This is a genomic window from Elusimicrobiota bacterium (assembly GCA_016182905.1).
Lineage (GTDB): Bacteria > Elusimicrobiota > Elusimicrobia > UBA1565 > UBA9628 > GWA2-66-18.
The window spans coordinates 1-16,232 of the sequence record JACPFR010000001.1 but is presented as its reverse complement, the minus strand read 5'-3'; the positions used below and the strand labels follow the sequence as shown (position 1 = coordinate 16,232).

Here is a 16,232-nt window from a genome sequence, read left to right as displayed (position 1 = left end):
TTGACCCTCTATAGTGCGGTCGTTCAGCTCAGGCCGGGTGTCGGAATTGTTTCCGGCACGGGGTCCGTACGGTTCTGTTATTGCTGTAACTATTCTCCGCGGGAGCGGAGAAGGGGGTTGGAGACCCGGTTAACAGCGGAGGACTTCGATGGAGCTTTGGCGGGAGCTGGAGAGAGCGGGACGGGTTTCGGGACGTCGACAGAGCGAGACGGTCATGACTCCAGAGGCCAGGACGAGCAGCCACAGGACCGAGATCTTGGGCCCCCCTCCGGGCAGGCCGGGCAGCAGCTCCGGCAGGGCGAATACGGTCGCGGCCATGCGGAAAGCCGCCCCGGCCTCGGCCAGGAGCTCCAGGGCGGACAAGACGGCCCGGGCCTTGGGCAAGGCGCTGGTGAACGAGTTGTCGGCCGCGCGCTTGACCGCGGCGCCCTTCAGGTCGGCGAGGACCCGCTCCCGGGTGACGGGGCGGCCCGCCTCGTCGCGGACGTCGAGGCCCCACTTGTTCTCGACCGCGGCCCGGGGATCGACCCCTTGCGCGTCAAGACCGGCCGCGGTTTCCGCGCGGCCGGCCGGCGCGAGAAGCGCCAGGGCCAAAAACAGGCCCGGCCCCACCAACCATGGAACCCCTCTGTCCCGTCCATGATAAGCAAGGGCCGAGCGAAATCGTGCGCGCACGCCGTTTATCAGCATGTTTGGTTTCGGTAGCCAGGCGACCTCGGGACTCTTCGAGGCCCTTCGCTTTGCGCCCCGCCCTCACGAACGGTTTGCCGGTTTATCGCTCCAACTGACGACCTTCGGAGTATAACAGGCGCCGTTTTATTGTCAAGACCCACGGCCCCGACAATCGCATTCCTCGACGAGGAAATCGTCACGAGTTTCCCTTTTTCAATTTTGAATCCGGAGCGTCGCGCAGAAGCATAGGCGCGCTCGAAGGTCGCGGCAAGGCGCGGACTTGATGGGCGAAGATTATCATCTCCTCCAGCCACGCCAGCCGCTGCGCGGGAGTGGCGTCGAACCCCGCGGTCAATTGCCGCTTGCGCGCGTCCTCCCAACCGCATTCCCAATCGCTATCGTCAGGCACCGGAATCCCTCTTGGAAGCGCGCTCTTTGATAGCTTCGAGCGCCTCGATATCCGATATATCCTGAGGCCGCGCGACGGCCCGCTTCATCGCGATCAGATCGTCGATCGAGGCCACCTGCACCTTCAAACTCCCCAGGTCGACCGCCCGCGACCTCGACCACAGCTCCTCGAATGGAATCGGGGCGCGGACGAACAAATCAAGAATGAGGAGGGGATTGGCCGCGGAATACATGCTGAAAACCGTCATGCCCTTGTCCGCGATCCGCGCCTCCCGCTGGACGGCGTCGGCGAAAGCCGCCGGGTCCACGGGAGCTCGCGCCGCCAAGCCGATCGACTTCAGCGCCTCCATGGCCTTTCTCGCGGCGTCAGGTTCCAAATCCAGAACGAGGTCAACGTCGGCGGTAAGCCGAGGGTGCCCGTGAAGGACGACCGCGAGCCCTCCGACGACGACGTAGCGCGCGCCCGATTCATTGAGAGCTGAAAATACGGGCTCGAATATGGGCATGATTCTGTCAGCTCCAGAGGCGCCGCGCGTCGCGCACGATGGTCTGCTCCCGGCTCTGCCCGACCGACACGATCGCGAACGGGACGCCGAGCAGCCGCTCGACCGCGAGCACGTACTCGCGCGCGCCGCGAGGCAGGTCGGAGAACTTCTTCGCCTTGCTCAGGTCGCCGGAGAAGCCCGGGTAGCTCTCGTAGATCGGCTCGACGTCGAGCTGCTCCCGTCGCGACACCGGGAAGTCGGAGAGCCTCTTCTTGCCCAGCTTGTAGCCCACGCAGACCTTGATCGGATGGACGCCCGTCAAAGTGTCCAGCTTGGTCATCGTCAGCGCGGTCATCCCGTTCATGCGGATGGCGGCCTTGAGCTGGGGCACGTCGAGCCAGCCGATGCGCCGGGCGCGGCCCGTCGTGGTCCCGTACTCCTTGCCCACCTCGCGGATGTAATGGCCGACGTGACCTTCCACCTCGGTCGGGAAGGGGCCCAGGCCCACGCGCGTGGTGTAGGCCTTGGTGACGCCCATGACGGCGGTGATCGCCGTCGGGCCGATGCCCGCGCCGGCGCAGGCGCCTCCCGCGACGGGGTTCGAGGACGTCACGAAAGGGTAGGTCCCATGATCCAGGTCGAGCATCGAGCCCTGGGCGCTCTCGAGGAGCAGGCGCTTCTTTTTCTTGCGCCCCTCGTCGAGCAGGACCGAGCAGTCGGCCGCGAAAGGGGCCAGGAAGCGGCGCAGGCGGTCGTAGTCCTTGAAGACCTCCTTCTCGATCTCTTTAAGAGGCTTCACCCTGGCGAGCTCGGCGGCGCGGACCTTGAGGTTCTTGCGGACGAGCTTGCGGAAGGACTCGGGGTCGAGGTAGTCGGCGACGCGGATGCCGATGCGGGCGACCTTGTCCTCGTAGCAGGGGCCGATGCCGCGCTTGGTGGTGCCGATGCCGCGCCCCCCCTCCTCGCGCAGGGTGTCGACGTAGATGTGATAGGGCAGGATCACGTGGGCCGCGAGGCTGAGGAAGAGGCGCCCGCGGACCTTGATGCCCCGGCTCTCGAGCATCTTCACTTCCTTGACGAAGGCGTTGGGGTCCACGACGACGCCGTTGCCGATCACGCTCCTGCAGCCCTTCGCCAGGATGCCCGACGGGGTCAGGTGCAGGGCGTACTTCTGCCCGCCGAACACCACCGTGTGCCCCGCGTTGTTGCCGCCCTGATAGCGCACGACCCAGTCCGCGTCCTTGCCCAGGAAATGGACGATCTTGCCCTTCCCTTCGTCGCCCCACTGGGCGCCCACGACCACGAGTGCCGGCATGAAATCTCCTTTGGTGCCAGGCCTCCCATTCTCCCATTTCCAGTAATGGGAGAATGGGAGGCCTGGCACCTACCCTTTAAAAAATCGGCGCCACCACGAACCGTCGCCCCGGCCGTGCGCGGCGCCGCGCGCGGCCTTCAACAGCTTGTCTCCGGTCACGACCGCGTCCCCGGCGACTCCGACGGCGAAGCGCACCCTCGCCAAGGTTCCCGCCGGGCTCGACTCGATCGCCTCGACCGGCACCTCGATGGGCACCGGCCCCGACGACGTCAGCCCGCCGAACAGACGGGCCAGGTACTGCGCGATGTCCCGCCCGTCGACGATCCGGGCGAACACCATGTCTCCCGCGCGCAGCTCGGCGGCGGGCAAGCCCCCCGGGTCCTCCTCGAGGGCGATCTTCAGGACGAGCAGGTCCTCCTCGGGCGGAAGGCCCGCTTCAGGCTTCCCGCGTCGAGCGGCCGGCGCCGGCACCTTGCGCAGGGACTGGAACTGGCCGAGGTCGAGGATATCCTTTTTGGCGCGCACGCTCAAACTTTGATCGCGGAAATGCGCGCGCAGGAGCGCGCCCAGCTCCTCCGCCGCGTCGCCCGAGGCGGCGGCTCGCAGCCGGTCGAACACCGCGGCCTCGGCGGCGCGGAAGTGCGCGGCCAGGGCCTGCTCGACCTCGAGGCTCTCGGCGGGCAGGCTCCCGTCCCATAAACGGCAGCCGTAGAGGTGTTTTTCAAACGCGAACCAGTCCTCGTCGAGCCCGACCGCGCAGACCGCGGGATCGTAGGACATCACGGCGCGGGAGCGCAGGACTTTGCGGTTCTTGAGGTTCAGCACGACGAGGAACAGGCCGTGCTGGTTCTGGGCGGGCCGGACGAACTTCCCTTTCAGGGCGCAGATGTCGTTGAGCAGGCGCGGGATCTGCCGGACCGCCTCCTCGACCTCGTAGCCGCACATCTCGAGCGCGAGCTCCGCCTCGCCGCGGTCGCAGCCGGTCTCGTCCATCAGCAGCTCGATCTTGTCCTTCATTTCGCGCTGCGCGGATGTGCGTCCTTGTAGACCTCTTTCATCCGGTCGAGGGAGACGTAAGTGTAGATCTGGGTGGTGGTGAGGCTGACGTGGCCGAGCATCTCCTGGACCATGCGGATGTCGCAGCCGTGGTTCATCAGGTGGGTGGCGAAGCTGTGACGCAGGACGTGAGGGGTGATCTTCTTCTTGAGGGCGCTCGCCTTGACCCAGCGCGAGAGGAGGAAGACCAGCCCCGCGTCGGACAGGCGCTTGCCCGAAGGGCCGACGAAGACGGGCTCGGCGTCGTCCCTCTTGCGCCCCTCCAGGTAGGCGCGCAGGCACTTGAGAGCGCCGTCTCCGACCGGGACTATCCGTTCTTTGGATCCCTTGCCGAAGACGCGCACGGTCCCGGACATGTAGTCGATGTCCCCGCAGTTGAGGGAGACGACCTCGGCGCGGCGCAGGCCGGAGGAGTAGATCAGCTCGATGACCGCCCGGTCGCGCAGCCGGTGCTTCGCGTTGGACGAGGCGGGCATCGACATCAGCTCCGCCATCTCGCTCTCGGTCAGGAATTTGGGGAGCGGGCGCCCCCTCTTGGGCAGGGGGACGCCGAAGATCGGGTTGCCCTTCAGCAGGCCCGTCGAGCGGAGGTATTTGACGAAGGAGCGCAGGGCGGCCATGCGCCGCAGGATGGTCGCCCGCGCCAGCCCCCCCTCCTTCTGGAGGTCGGCGAGGAAGGCGCGCACGTGCACGCGTTCGATGCCGGACGGCTCGAGCCCCGGGTATTTGACGACGAACGCCTCGAGGTCCTTGCCGTAGGCCCGCAAGGTGTGCGGGCTGTAGTTGCGCGTGGCCCGCAGATGGGTCAGAAAGCGCTCGGCCTGGAGGCGCAGCGGCCCCTGAGGCGCTTCGGTCGCCATGGCCCCCCGGTCAGCTCGGCGCCGTCGGAGAGGCCGCCGCCGAGGCGGACGCCGCGGCTTCGGCGGCCTTGCGGGCGGCGATCTGGGCGGCGCGCAGGGCCTCGCCCTCGACGCGGAGCTTCTCGCCCTCTTCCTTCGAGACGGGCTTCAGGTTGCGGCACTTGGGGTAGCCCGGGCAGGTGAGGAAGAAGCCGCGCTTACCCACGCGCAGCCACATGTGCTTCTGGCACTTGTTGCACGGGCGAGTGGTCTGGAGCGGGCGCGAGCCCTCGATCTTCTTGCCGTCGGCGTCGAGCGAGAAGGTGTTCTTGCACTCCGGGTAGCCGGAGCAGGCCATGAACTTGCCTTTGCGGCCGGTGCGGATGACCATGGGCTTGCCGCACAGGTCGCAGTTCTCGCCGGTGAGCTCGAGGACGACCTTCTGGCCCTCGGGCGTCAGCTGGATCTTGCCCTTGCACTTGGGGAAGGTCGAGCAGGAGAGATACTTGCCGAAGCGGCTCTCGCGGATGAGCATCGGCGCCGTGCAGATCGGGCACAGCTCGTCCGACATCTTGGGCTCGATGCGCGAGGCCTCCATCTCGGTGGCGGCCGCGTCGAGCGCCTTGGAGAAGGGCGCGTAGAAGGACTTCACCACCTCGGTCCAGCCCTGGGCGCCCTCGGCGATCTTGTCGAGCTGGGCTTCCACGTTAGCGGTGTAAGTGAGGCTGACCACGTCGGGGAAATGGCCCTTGAGCTTTTCAGTGACTAGGATCCCGAGCTCCGTGGGAATGAGCTTGCGGTCCTTCATGTTCCGGCGCACGTAGCCGCGGTCGACGATGGTCTTGATCGTCGGCGCGTACGTCGACGGGCGGCCGATGCCGTGCTTCTCCATCGCGCGGATGAGGCTCGCCTCGTTGTAGTGCGGGGGCGGGCTGGTGCGGTGCTCCTCGGGCTTGAGCTCGACGAGCTTGAGGGTGTCGCCTTCCTTCAGCGGAGGCAGGCGGCTGCCCTCCTCCTCGGTCTCCTCCTCGGCTTCCTCGTCGCCCTTGGGGGCGTCGCGGTAGACGCGCAGGAAGCCTTCGCTCTTGAGCGTGCGCCCCGTGCAGTGGAACAGGGAGTCGCCGTTCTCGATGTCGGCCGAGGCGGTGTCGTAGGTCGCCTCGATCATCTGCGAGGCGACGAAACGCTTCCAGATCAGCTCGTAGAGGCGGATCTGGTCGGGGTTGAGGAACTTGCGGACGTCGTCGGGGGTGCGCAGGACGGACGTCGGCCGGATGGCCTCGTGGGCTTCCTGGGCGCCGCGCGACTTGGTCTGATAGGTCGGGAACTCCGCCGGGGCGTAGGGCGCGCCGTAGGTCGCCTTGACGAACGCCGCGCACTCCTCGGCCGCGGTCTTGGCGATCGAGAACGAGTCCGTGCGCATGTAGGTGATCAGACCGGCCGGGTCCGTGCCCCCGAGGTCCACGCCTTCGTAGAGGGACTGGGCGATGCGCATCGTGCGCTCGGCCGCGAAGCCCATCTTCTGCGAGGCGGCCTGCTGCAAGGTCGACGTCGAGAACGGGGGCGGCGGACGGCGGCGCACCTCCTTCTTCTCGACCTTGACCACCTTGAACACCCCGCCCTGGACGGTCTTGGACACGAGGTCCATGTCCTCGGCGGTGCGCAAGGTCGTCGCCTTGACGCGGTACTGCTCGCTGAACAGGTCGTAGGTGCGGGTCGTCTCGACCTTCTCCTTCTTCCAGATCGAGAGCTTGGCGTCGAAGACGGGCGGCGCGCCGTCCTTCTCGAGGGCGGCGGTCAAGGTCCAATAGCCCTCGGAGGCGAAGTCCTTGATCTCGTGCTCGCGCTCGGCGAGCAGGCGCACGGCGACGGACTGCACGCGGCCGGCGGACAGGCCCGACTGGATCTTGGCCCACAGCAGCGGCGAGAGCTTGTAGCCCACGAGCCGGTCGATGACGCGGCGGGCCTGCTGGGCGTGCACGAGGTTCTCGTCGATCGCGCGCGGCTCGGCGATGGCGGCCTTGATGGCGGTCGGCGTGATCTCGTGGAAGGTGATGCGCTTGACCTGGTCGGACTTCAGCTTGAGCATGTCGACGAGGTGCCAGGCGATGGACTCTCCCTCGCGGTCATGGTCGGTCGCGAGGTAGACGAACGCGGCCTTCGAGACGAGCGACTTGAACTCGGCCAGGATCTTCTTGGCCCGGGGCAGGACGACGTACTGAGGCGAAAAATCGTCGTCGACGTTGACGCCGATCTTGCGCACGGGCAGGTCGCGGACGTGGCCGAACGAGGATTTGACCACGAATTCATTCTTAAGGAAGCGGGAGATCGTTCTTTCCTTGGCGGGCGACTCGACGACCAGGAGGCTGGGGCCGGTGCGAGCGCCTTTGGAGGATTTAGAGGTCTTGGGGGGCTTTTCTACGGCGGGAGCCTTCGCCTTGGGAGCGGCTTTGACGGCTTTGGGAGCTTTGGCGGGCTTCTTTTCAGCGGGCTTCTTTTTGGGCATAGCGATTTCCAGGGACCGAGGATACTCTTTCCTTTAATTCCAGCCCGAACATTATAGAGGAAATGCGTGTGGTGTCAAGCCCCGACAGCTGAACCAGTTCATCTAAGGAGAGGGCGTCCGAGCCCAATAGGGCCATGACCGAAGCCTCTTCCTCCGTCGGGGGCGACATCGGCGCGGGGACCGGATCGGGGGCGGTCCTGACGGCCAATAAATGACCGTCCGGCAGGCGGGCGAGGATGTCGGCGACCCCGGAGGCCATCGGCGAGCCGTCGGCCAGCAGCTTATGCGGCGCCTCGGACATGACGGAGTCGGCGGGGCCGGGGACGGCCAGGACTTCACGGCCCTGGTCCAGGGCGTGACGGGCGGTGATCATGGCGCCGGACTTATACCGGCCCTCCACGATCACCGTGGACCAGGACAGGCCCGAGACGATGCGGTTGCGGCGCGGGAACAGTTCCGGGAGGGGCTTCGTGTCGATCGGGCGCTCGGAGATCACGGCTCCCCCCGCCGCGACGATGCGGCGGGCCAAAGGAGCGTTCTCCGCGGGGTAGGGATGCCCCAGGCCGGTCCCCAGGACGGCCCAGGTCGGGCCCTTGGCGTCGAGAGCCGCCAGGTGGGCCTCGGCGTCGATGCCGCGGGCCAGGCCGCTGACGACGACCAAGCCGGCCCGGGAGGCGTCGCCGGCGAGCCGGCGGGCCATGCGGCGGCCGTAGGGGGTCGGGTAGCGGGTGCCGACGACGGCGACGGCGGTGACCGAGGAGAGGGCGCCCTGGACGTAGAGGACCAGCGGCGGATCGTGGATCGAGGCGAGGAGGTCGGGGTAGTCGGGATCGCCTCTCAGGACAAGACGGGCCCCGACGGCACGAGCCCGAAGCTCCTCGGTCGCGACGTCGAAGGCCAGGGCGGCGCGGCGCCAGCGAACGACGTCCCCGAGGTCCGCCGCGCTGACGCGGGCCCAATCCATATCCGAAGTCTTGGAGAGACCTTCCGGGCCCAACGTCTCGAGCAGATCCCAGGCGCGGCGCGGAGGGGTCAGGACGTTCAAACGCGCGGCCCAGCGCTGACGGTCGGTCCAGGGGGCGGACACGGGTTAGAGCAGCTCCTCGTCGAGGGGTTTGGAGGAATAGAACGGCACCGTCGAGGATCTCGAAGGAGGAACTGATTTGGACGGCAACGGAATGGGTTTTCGAGGATGACCGGAATGCATCATGGCGTCGACGCGGCGAAGAAGCTCGGGGTTGCTCGTCAATGATCCCCATTCCGAGGGTATGCGTCCGGCAGCGACGAACAATTCGACGGCGTCCGTCTCCAGCACCGCGGCCATCCGGCGCAGGACATCCTCCTCGGCGGGCGGGTTTCGTTTTCCCGTCAGCACCTTCGACAGGAAGGACGGGTCGAGCCTCGCCCGGCGGCACAGTTCCCGCAGGCCCAGGCCGCGGCGCGACATCGCGTCCGTGACGAGGCGGGAGAACGGGAGAAGCTCGCTCATTTGAACTTGACGTACTCCAGCTTCTGCTCGGCGAGGCGCTTGTCCTTGTGATCGGGGAACTCCTCGATGAAGCGCTGGAGCGACTGGCGGGCGGTCTCGTAGTCGCGGTTCTCCTCGGCGGCCGAGGCCAGGCGAAGGAGGCCTTTCGCGGTGTAGGGTCCGGTCGAGTAATCGGTGAGGAGCTGGGTGAAGGCTTCCTGAGCCTTCTGGTATTCGGCCCGCTGATAGTAGACGAGGCCCACGTAATAGTCCGCGGCCGGGGCCCACGAGGCCTGGGGATTCTTCTTGGCGTACACCAAGGTATCCGCGAAGTTGTAATGGCGGCTCGCGTACCAGTACGTGCCGTAGAGCACGGCGATGACGACTATCCACTTCTTCAAGCTGCGACCTCCAGGTTGGACCGGAGACGGTCCAGGCCGCGCAGCGAGGCGGCCTCCAGGACGGCGGAGGCTCCCACTGCGTCGTCGTGCGACAGATCGGCGATCGTCCGGGCCACGCGCAGGACGCGGTCGAGGGCGCGGGCGGACAGGGCGGCCTTGCGTTCGGCGGCGGCCAAGGTGTCGAGGGCCTCCGGGAGCACGCGGGCGGAGCGGCGGAACGCGGCCGCGTCGACGAAGGCGTTGAGCGGGGCGGGGGCACCGGCCCACCGCTTCCGCTGGAGCTCGCGCGCGGCGGTCACGCGCGCCCGCACCGCCGCGGAGGTCTCCCCCGTCGTCTTCTCGGCCGCCCAGTCGCCGAAGGCGACGGACGGCGTCTCGACCTGCAGATCGATGCGGTCGATCAACGGCCCCGACAGACGGGACAGGTAGCGGCCCACCTCGTTCGGGGCGCACACGCAGGTCTTGCGGGGGTGGCCGCGCCAGCCGCAGGGGCAGGGGTTGGCCGCCGCGACGAGCGTGAAACGCGAGGGGTACTCGACGGTCTCCCGCGCCCGGGCGACGCTCACGCAGCGGTCCTCCAGGGGCTGGCGCAGGGCCTCGAGGGCCGGCCGGGAGAACTCGGCGAGCTCGTCCAGGAACAGCACGCCGCCGTGGGCGAGGCACGCCTCTCCGGCGCGCGAGGAGGGCCCGCCCCCGATCAGGGCGGCCGCGGAGGCGCCGTGATGGGGCGCGCGGAAGGGGCGCTCGCGCACGAGGCCGGGCGTCGCGCGGCCCATGGCGGATTGGACGAGCGTGACCTCCAGGGCCTCTTCGCCCGTCAAAGGAGGCAGCAGCCCCGGGAGGCGGCGCGCGAGCATGGATTTGCCGGTGCCGGGCGCGCCGACGAACAGGAGGTTGTGGCCACCGGCCGCGGCGATCTCGAGAGCCCGCTTGGCCGAGGACTGGCCGCGCACGTCGGCGAGGTCGAGGACCGGGGCGTCGGAGACCGACGCAGGAGCGGACGCGCGGAGCCGGGGCGCGACGCCCCCGACGATCTCGGCGGCCTCGCGCAGGTCCGCCACCGGCAGCGCCTCGATGCCGGCCGCGCGCGCCTCCTCGGCGTTGGCCTCCGGCACCATGATCGCCGCGAATCCCGCGGCCTTGGCGCGGGCCGCCATCGCGAGGACCCCGCTGACGGGCTGGACGCGTCCGTCGAGGGAGAGCTCTCCGACCACGCACCAGCGCCGCGTCCACTCGCCGCCGGAGACCTGCCCGGAGGCGGTCAGCAGCGCCAGCGCGATCGGCAGCTCGTAGTGGCTGCCCTGCTTGCGCGGGCGCGCGGGCGAGAGGTTGACGGTGACGCGGCGGTTGGGCATCGCGAAGCCGGAGTTGCGCAGGGCCGCGGCCACGCGCTCGCGCGCCTCGCGCACCGCGTCGTCCGGCAGGCCGACGGTGGTGAAGTTGGGCAGGCCGTTGGCCAGGTCGAGCTCGACGAGGACGGGATAGCCCTGGACGCCCCTCAGGCCCATGGCGTGCACGCGCGCGAGGCTCATTCGTCCCTCCCGGGCAGCTCGACGGCGAGCCTGCCGGCCTCGGGCTCCACCGACATCAAGGTGAGCGACGGGTAGCGCCGCAGGAGCCGCGCCGCCAGGCCGTCGATCTTGAGCCCGGCCATGAACACGCGCAGGACGACGCTCTGCTCCTCGCCGCGCCAGACGCCCAGATACGCGCCCTCCACGCCCTCCACGCCGCGCACAGCGGCGAGCAGGGGCTTCAGGCTGTCGAGGCCGGAGCCGCCGACGACGAAGACGGCGCCCTCCGAGCGGCCGCTCCGGCGGCGCGTGATCTCGGCCGCGACCTTGGAGGCCGCGTCCTCCCCGGCCTGATCCAGGGCCTTGCCGCGGGCGGCGGCCGACGAGGTGTCGAGTACCGACGCGTCGGACTGCGTCTGGCCGACGGGCGCGGCGTCCTTGACCTCGTATTGGTCGGCGACGAGGGTCGCGCGGCCGCGCCAGGTGAGGGTGGCGGGATCGAGCTCCGCGCTCGCCGAGGCCGCGGCGACGACCATCCATTCCGCGCCGAGACGCGACGCGCCGGCGGCGAGCGCCGCGGGATCCTTGCCCTTGGCCGGGAATTTGTTCAGCTGGTCGCGGCCGTCGATGGCCGTCATGCCGTAGGCCGACAGGCCGCGGCGCAGGGCGTCGGCCGCCGGCCCGACGCCGAGGTCGAGTATCCCCTGCGGCTCGGACACGAGCAGCAGCACGCGCGGCTCCTGCGACGGGAAGCCCGCCGGGCGCAGAAGGCCTTCCTTGTCCAGGGCGAGGAGCATCTTGGCGAAGCGGAGCTCGACGACGCCCTTCCCCTTCTTGAAGCGCGCGCGCCCGGTGAAATCGGCCGCGCGGCCGCCGAAATCCTCCGCGATCCTCGCCGAGGCCGAGGAGCCGGGCGCCAGGAACAGCTCGAGAGCGCCGTCCACCGCGAGCCGCCGCGCGTCCGACTCGGTCGGCGCGGACACGGCGACGGCCGCGCCCTCCTTCGTGAGCCCCGGCTTCAGCCGCCCGAAGGAGCACCCGGAAACGAACGGAATGACCACAAAGACACCAAGACACCAAGAACGAACGGAACGAAGGTCAACGTCGACGTTGACCCTCCCTTCCGTTCTTCGTGTCTTGGTGTCTTTGTGGTTCATTCGTTCGTTGCCGTTCAATTCTGCGCTTCCTGCCGCTCGCGGCCGGCCGCGGGGACGACGAAGTGGAAGGTGGTGCCCTTGCCGAGCTCCGACTCGAGCCAGATCTTGCCGCCGTGCTTGTCGACGACCTCGCGGGCGATGGCGAGGCCCAGCCCCGTGCCGGGCGCGTTGACCTGGGAGCGGTTGCCGGCGCGGTAGAAGCGCTCGAATACCTTCTCGCGGTCTTCCGGAGGAATACCGATGCCGTCGTCGGAGACGGACACCATCACGAACTCCCCCTTGTCCTGGATGCGCACGCGCACCCGGCCGCCGGGCATGGTGAACTTGATCGCGTTGGAGACGAGGTTGTCGAGCACGAGCTGCATCCAGCGCTCGTCGCCGAGGGCCTTGGGCAGCACGCCCGGGGCCTCGGCGGAGAGCGTCTTGCTCGCCTCGGCGGCCGAGGGCTGGTGGTTCTCGACCGACTCGAGCACCAGCCGCCCGAGGTCGAAGGGCCCCAGCTCCATCTTCGCCCCGCCCTCCAGGCGCGACAGGTCGAGCAGGTCGGAGACGAGCCCCGACAGCCTTTTCGACGCGGCCTTCGCGATGGAGAGGAATTTCATCTGTTGTGCGTTGAGCGGTCCCGTGTCGCCCTCGAGCATCACGGTCAGGAATCCCGAGATCGTGGTCAAGGGAGTCTTGAACTCGTGGCTGACGGTCGAGACGAACTCATCCTTCATACGATTGAGGGTGGCCAATTGTTCCGCCGTCTTGGCCAATCTCCGGTTCAAAATGGCGGTCTCCACGATGATCGCCGCCTCCTCCGCGATGACCGACACCAGGGCGATCTGCTCGTCGGAGAACGCGTCGCGGCGCTTGCTCCCGACGCGCATGACTCCGATGCACCGGTCTTCCAAAACGAGGGGCACGACCATCAGCGAGTGGATGCTCCACATCTTGGTGTAATGGGCGTTGACCTGGGGGTCGTTCTGGGCGTCCCCGGTCATGAACGGCCGACGCGTCTTGAAGACCCGCACGGAAGAAGAGCGCTCGTCGGTCAGCGCCAGGCGGTACAGCATCTCCTCCCCTTCCAAGCCGTAGGCGCCGGACTGCGTCACGAGCTCGCCGGTGGCCTCGTCGAGGATCAGGAACGCGACGAGGTCCGCCTCGAGGGAGCGCGCCACGATGGAGACGATCGCCGCCAAGGTCGAGGGCGCCTGCGCCGCGCGCGAGCTGAGCGCCCCGGCCACGTCGTGCAAAGTCTTGATTTCCTTTGATTTTTTGATCAGGCGGTCCTGGGCCGCGGTGAGCTCCTCCATCGCGGCCGACAGCCCTCCCTCGAGCTTCTCCCGGGAGCTGGAGAGGTCCGACAGGCCCGCGGCGAGCGCCGCGGCCGAGCGCAGGGCCGCGGCCGCGAGCTCGAGCCGGGACGTCAGGGTCTCGCCGTCGTCCCCCGGGCCGGAGCGGACCGCGAGTACCACGCCCGCGCCGCGCTCGTCGGTCCAGCCGCCGGCGGCCGCCGAGCTGTATCCTTGCTGGGCGAGACCCCGGGTCAGGGCGTCCGCCTCGCCCCCGGCGTCGCCGAGGCTCCACGAGGAGCTCCCGGACGCGGCCGCGCGGGAGAGCAGCCCGGCGTCGAAGCGGAACGAGGAAAGCTCGAGCCGCGCCCACGGACCGCCGCGGTGCGCGAGGAGCGCCGCGCTGCCGTCCGGGCGCCGCGCGAAGGCGGCGAGGCTGAGCTCGGGCTGACGCCGGTGCAGGGCGCCGAGCACGCGGCTGGCCGCCTCCTCGAGGGCGTGCCCCGGCCGGCGCACGGCGGCGTCGAGGTCGAGCGCCTCGACGGCGAACCGGCGCAGGTCCTCGAGCTCGGCGCGCAGCGCGCGCGCCTCGCGCTCGAGGGGCAGGACCTTGCGGAACGAGAACCACCACCAGAGCGCGGCGGCCGCGACCCCCGAGGACAGCACGCCGACGACGGCCGCGGCGCCGGTCATGGTCGCCTCCGAAAGCGATCGACGCGACCATTTCCGCGCTTAGGCTTGGTCATCGCTCGAAGTCGAGGTGCGCGTTCACGTAGTGGGCCGCGATGTGCACCTGCGCGTGCGGGACCCAGCCGGTCGCCACCCCGGAGCTGTCCAGGATGCGGCGCACCGCGTGGCCGAACTCGTTGGCGCGCGCGGCCAGCGGGGAATCCGCGCCGGGCCCGACGACGAGCGCCCGCGACACGCCCGCGCGATGGCACATGTCCGCGATCTGGAACGGCACGCCGACCTGCTGCATCGCGTCGTAGGTCCCCATCATCGCGTACCGGTAGGGGCGGGTGAAGCCGTTCTTGACGCCGGTGTCCAGGAACAGGGACGCGGCGTACTCGCCCAGGCCCTGCTGGCCCTTCGGGACGACGATCGCCAGCGGCTCCGAGCCGGCGGGCGCGCCGGGCGGAGAGAAGGTCGCGGCCGCCGTCGACACGGGCGGCGCCTCGGACCCGATCGTGATCGGCTCGTAGATGATCCGCAGCAGGTCCATCAGCGGCGAGGGCTGGCCGGCGGCCGCGCGGATCCTGCGCAGGGCCGCGATCCGCCGCGTCCACAGTGACATGTCGGGATAGCCCCACAGGATCAGCTTGTCCGAGAGCTGGCCGATCTCGTCGCCGCTGAGCTGGGCGCCGACCCGGTCGGCCACGGCCGCGACGAGGTCGCGCTGGATGTTCGGGCTCGGGATCTTCAGGTCCACCGACCAGCCCTTGGAGAACGTGAACTTCAGGGCCTCCTCGAGCGTGCCGAGCGCCTTCGGCGGGTACATCGAGGTGATGACGACCTGCTGGCTGCGGTCGAAGAACGACTTGAAGATCTTGGCGAGGAGGTCCTTGTTCTGGTCGGTGATCGCGAGCAGGTGGATGTCGTCGACGAAGATCGCCTTGGAGTCCGCGACCTTCTTGTCGATCGCGGCCATGTTCCCGCTCGCGGCGGCGGCGCTCACCACGCGCGAGAGGCGCGCCCCCGAGGTCACCAGCAAGGACGACGTGCCGAGCCCCTTCGACATGGAGTTCGCGATCGCGTACAGAAGATGGGACTTGCCGGTCCCCGGCACGCCGTAAAGGAAAAGAGGGTTGTACATCGAGCCCGGAGAGGTCACCACCGACATCGCCGCCGCGTGCGCGAAGCGGTTGTACGCGCCGACGAGCAAGGTCTCGAAGGTCCAATCGGGACGCAGCTCGTCGGTCAGCGCCGTCGAGGCGGGGTTCACGGCGATCGGCGCCGCCTCGGCCGGAGCGGGGGTCGCAGCCGGACCCGGCGTGGCCATGCGCACCTCGGTGGGCGGAGCCGTCGCCGGCGCCGGCGCCGGCGCGGGCGTCGGAACGGGCGCGGGCGGCGGCGACATCGGGGCGGGAGGCGTGAACGCGGCCTCGGGTCCGAGGGAGATCAAGGGCTCCTTCGCCGGCGGCAGGGCGGCCGGCGGGGGCGGCGTCATACCCGGCGGCAGCGGGATCGGCGGAAGTATGTCGCCCGGGGGCGGCAAGATCGACGCCGAAGGGATGCCGCTCAAAGGCGGAGGCGGCGGTATCAGCGAAGGCGGCGGCGGGACGGCGTTCGCGGCCGGCGCGAGCGTCGGCATCGGCGGGATCTCGGGCATAGGCGGCAGTTGATTCGGCGGCGGGGTCGCGGGCGGCGGAGGCGGAGCCGCGGCGGGAGCCGGCGCCGGCTTCGGCGACATCTTGCCGAGCCAGTCGTTGAGCTTCTCGCTGACCTCCGGCGTCACCTTGTGCAGCACGAAGCTGAGGTTGTATTCCTCGCCGTCGAGAGGGGTGGGCCGGCCGCACAAGGCCCCGAACTTTTTGAGCACGGCCGCGACGTCCGCGACGCCCCCTCGCAGCAGCAGGAGGTGCCGCTGCGGGTCCTCGGCGTTGGGCGAAGGCCGGATCTCCCAGCGATCCATCAGCCTTCCCCCGGGAGGAGCATCATGTCCACGATGACGTCGACGGCCGTGGATTTCTTCTGCGCGTCCGCGGGCGCCACCGCCCGGAACAGGAGGTTCGCGCGCGAGCACGCCTCGGACAGGTCGTCCGTCTTCGCCGAAGGCCAGTCCTCGACGACGGCCAATATGGCGACCGCCTTCGTCTGCTGGGCTTTCGCCACCACGGCGTTCGGATCGGTCGACGCGGCGACCTCGAGCGCCAGGACCTCGCGCAGGAACAGCGGCTTCTTCGAGATCGTGCGCGCGGCCTGGCTCAGGAACGCGGCGAAGGTCGTCTTCATCTCCGAGCAGGACGACGTATAGATATAGGCCACGCGGCGGATCTGCTCCTTGGGCGCCTCCGGCGGGAGCTCCGCGGCCTTGGGCGGCTCGGCGGCGGGCGGCGGCTCGGCGGCGGGCGGCGGAGCGGCGGGCGGCGGAGCGGCGGCCGGCGGAGCGGCGGGCTTCGCGGGCTCCGGCGGCTTCG

Annotated in this window: 14 protein-coding genes and 1 riboswitch; all 14 genes read right to left on the bottom strand. The window is 69.3% G+C overall.

The window, feature by feature from the left end:
- Positions 1 to 129: 129 nt before the first annotated feature.
- Complete coding sequence (locus HYV14_00070; protein MBI2384385.1) at positions 130 to 612, bottom strand: hypothetical protein; 483 nt, start codon at positions 610 to 612, stop codon at positions 130 to 132.
- Between the two features lie 85 nt (positions 613 to 697).
- Positions 698 to 779: riboswitch (cyclic di-GMP riboswitch) on the bottom strand.
- Between the two features lie 294 nt (positions 780 to 1,073).
- A complete protein-coding gene (locus HYV14_00065; GenBank protein ID MBI2384384.1) occupies positions 1,074 to 1,586 on the bottom strand; it encodes a nucleotidyl transferase AbiEii/AbiGii toxin family protein in 513 nt (170 codons plus the stop codon).
- 7 nt (positions 1,587 to 1,593) lie between these two features.
- Positions 1,594 to 2,880, bottom strand: coding sequence for an adenylosuccinate synthase (locus tag HYV14_00060; protein ID MBI2384383.1), 1,287 nt, complete (start codon positions 2,878 to 2,880; stop codon positions 1,594 to 1,596).
- A gap of 69 nt (positions 2,881 to 2,949) precedes the next feature.
- Positions 2,950 to 3,897 (bottom strand): hypothetical protein, encoded by a 948-nt coding sequence (locus HYV14_00055; GenBank protein ID MBI2384382.1) that lies wholly within the window; start codon positions 3,895 to 3,897, stop codon positions 2,950 to 2,952.
- Positions 3,894 to 4,796 carry a tyrosine-type recombinase/integrase gene (locus HYV14_00050; GenBank protein MBI2384381.1) on the bottom strand — a complete coding sequence of 301 codons (903 nt, stop codon included), beginning with the start codon at positions 4,794 to 4,796 and terminating at the stop codon, positions 3,894 to 3,896. Before HYV14_00050 ends, HYV14_00055 begins: the two co-directional genes overlap by 4 nt.
- A 10-nt stretch (positions 4,797 to 4,806) precedes the next feature.
- Complete coding sequence (gene topA / locus HYV14_00045) at positions 4,807 to 7,281, bottom strand: type I DNA topoisomerase (GenBank protein ID MBI2384380.1); 2,475 nt, start codon at positions 7,279 to 7,281, stop codon at positions 4,807 to 4,809.
- Positions 7,259 to 8,368, bottom strand: a complete 1,110-nt coding sequence (gene dprA / locus HYV14_00040; protein ID MBI2384379.1) for a DNA-protecting protein DprA — start codon at positions 8,366 to 8,368, stop codon at positions 7,259 to 7,261. The genes topA and dprA overlap by 23 nt, the downstream gene beginning before the upstream one ends.
- A 3-nt stretch (positions 8,369 to 8,371) precedes the next feature.
- Positions 8,372 to 8,770 carry a helix-turn-helix domain-containing protein gene (locus tag HYV14_00035; protein MBI2384378.1) on the bottom strand — a complete coding sequence of 133 codons (399 nt, stop codon included), beginning with the start codon at positions 8,768 to 8,770 and terminating at the stop codon, positions 8,372 to 8,374.
- Complete coding sequence (locus HYV14_00030; protein ID MBI2384377.1) at positions 8,767 to 9,150, bottom strand: tetratricopeptide repeat protein; 384 nt, start codon at positions 9,148 to 9,150, stop codon at positions 8,767 to 8,769. The genes HYV14_00035 and HYV14_00030 overlap by 4 nt, the downstream gene beginning before the upstream one ends.
- A complete protein-coding gene (locus HYV14_00025; GenBank protein ID MBI2384376.1) occupies positions 9,147 to 10,682 on the bottom strand; it encodes a YifB family Mg chelatase-like AAA ATPase in 1,536 nt (511 codons plus the stop codon). Before HYV14_00025 ends, HYV14_00030 begins: the two co-directional genes overlap by 4 nt.
- Positions 10,679 to 11,722, bottom strand: coding sequence for a hypothetical protein (locus HYV14_00020; GenBank protein ID MBI2384375.1), 1,044 nt, complete (start codon positions 11,720 to 11,722; stop codon positions 10,679 to 10,681). Before HYV14_00020 ends, HYV14_00025 begins: the two co-directional genes overlap by 4 nt.
- Positions 11,723 to 11,832: 110 nt before the next feature.
- Positions 11,833 to 13,788 (bottom strand): GAF domain-containing sensor histidine kinase, encoded by a 1,956-nt coding sequence (locus HYV14_00015; GenBank protein MBI2384374.1) that lies wholly within the window; start codon positions 13,786 to 13,788, stop codon positions 11,833 to 11,835.
- 49 nt (positions 13,789 to 13,837) lie between these two features.
- Positions 13,838 to 15,727, bottom strand: coding sequence for an ATP-binding protein (locus HYV14_00010; protein ID MBI2384373.1), 1,890 nt, complete (start codon positions 15,725 to 15,727; stop codon positions 13,838 to 13,840).
- Positions 15,727 to 16,232 (bottom strand): hypothetical protein (locus tag HYV14_00005; GenBank protein MBI2384372.1); only part of this gene is annotated, 506 nt, incomplete at its 5' end. The genes HYV14_00010 and HYV14_00005, both read right to left, overlap by 1 nt.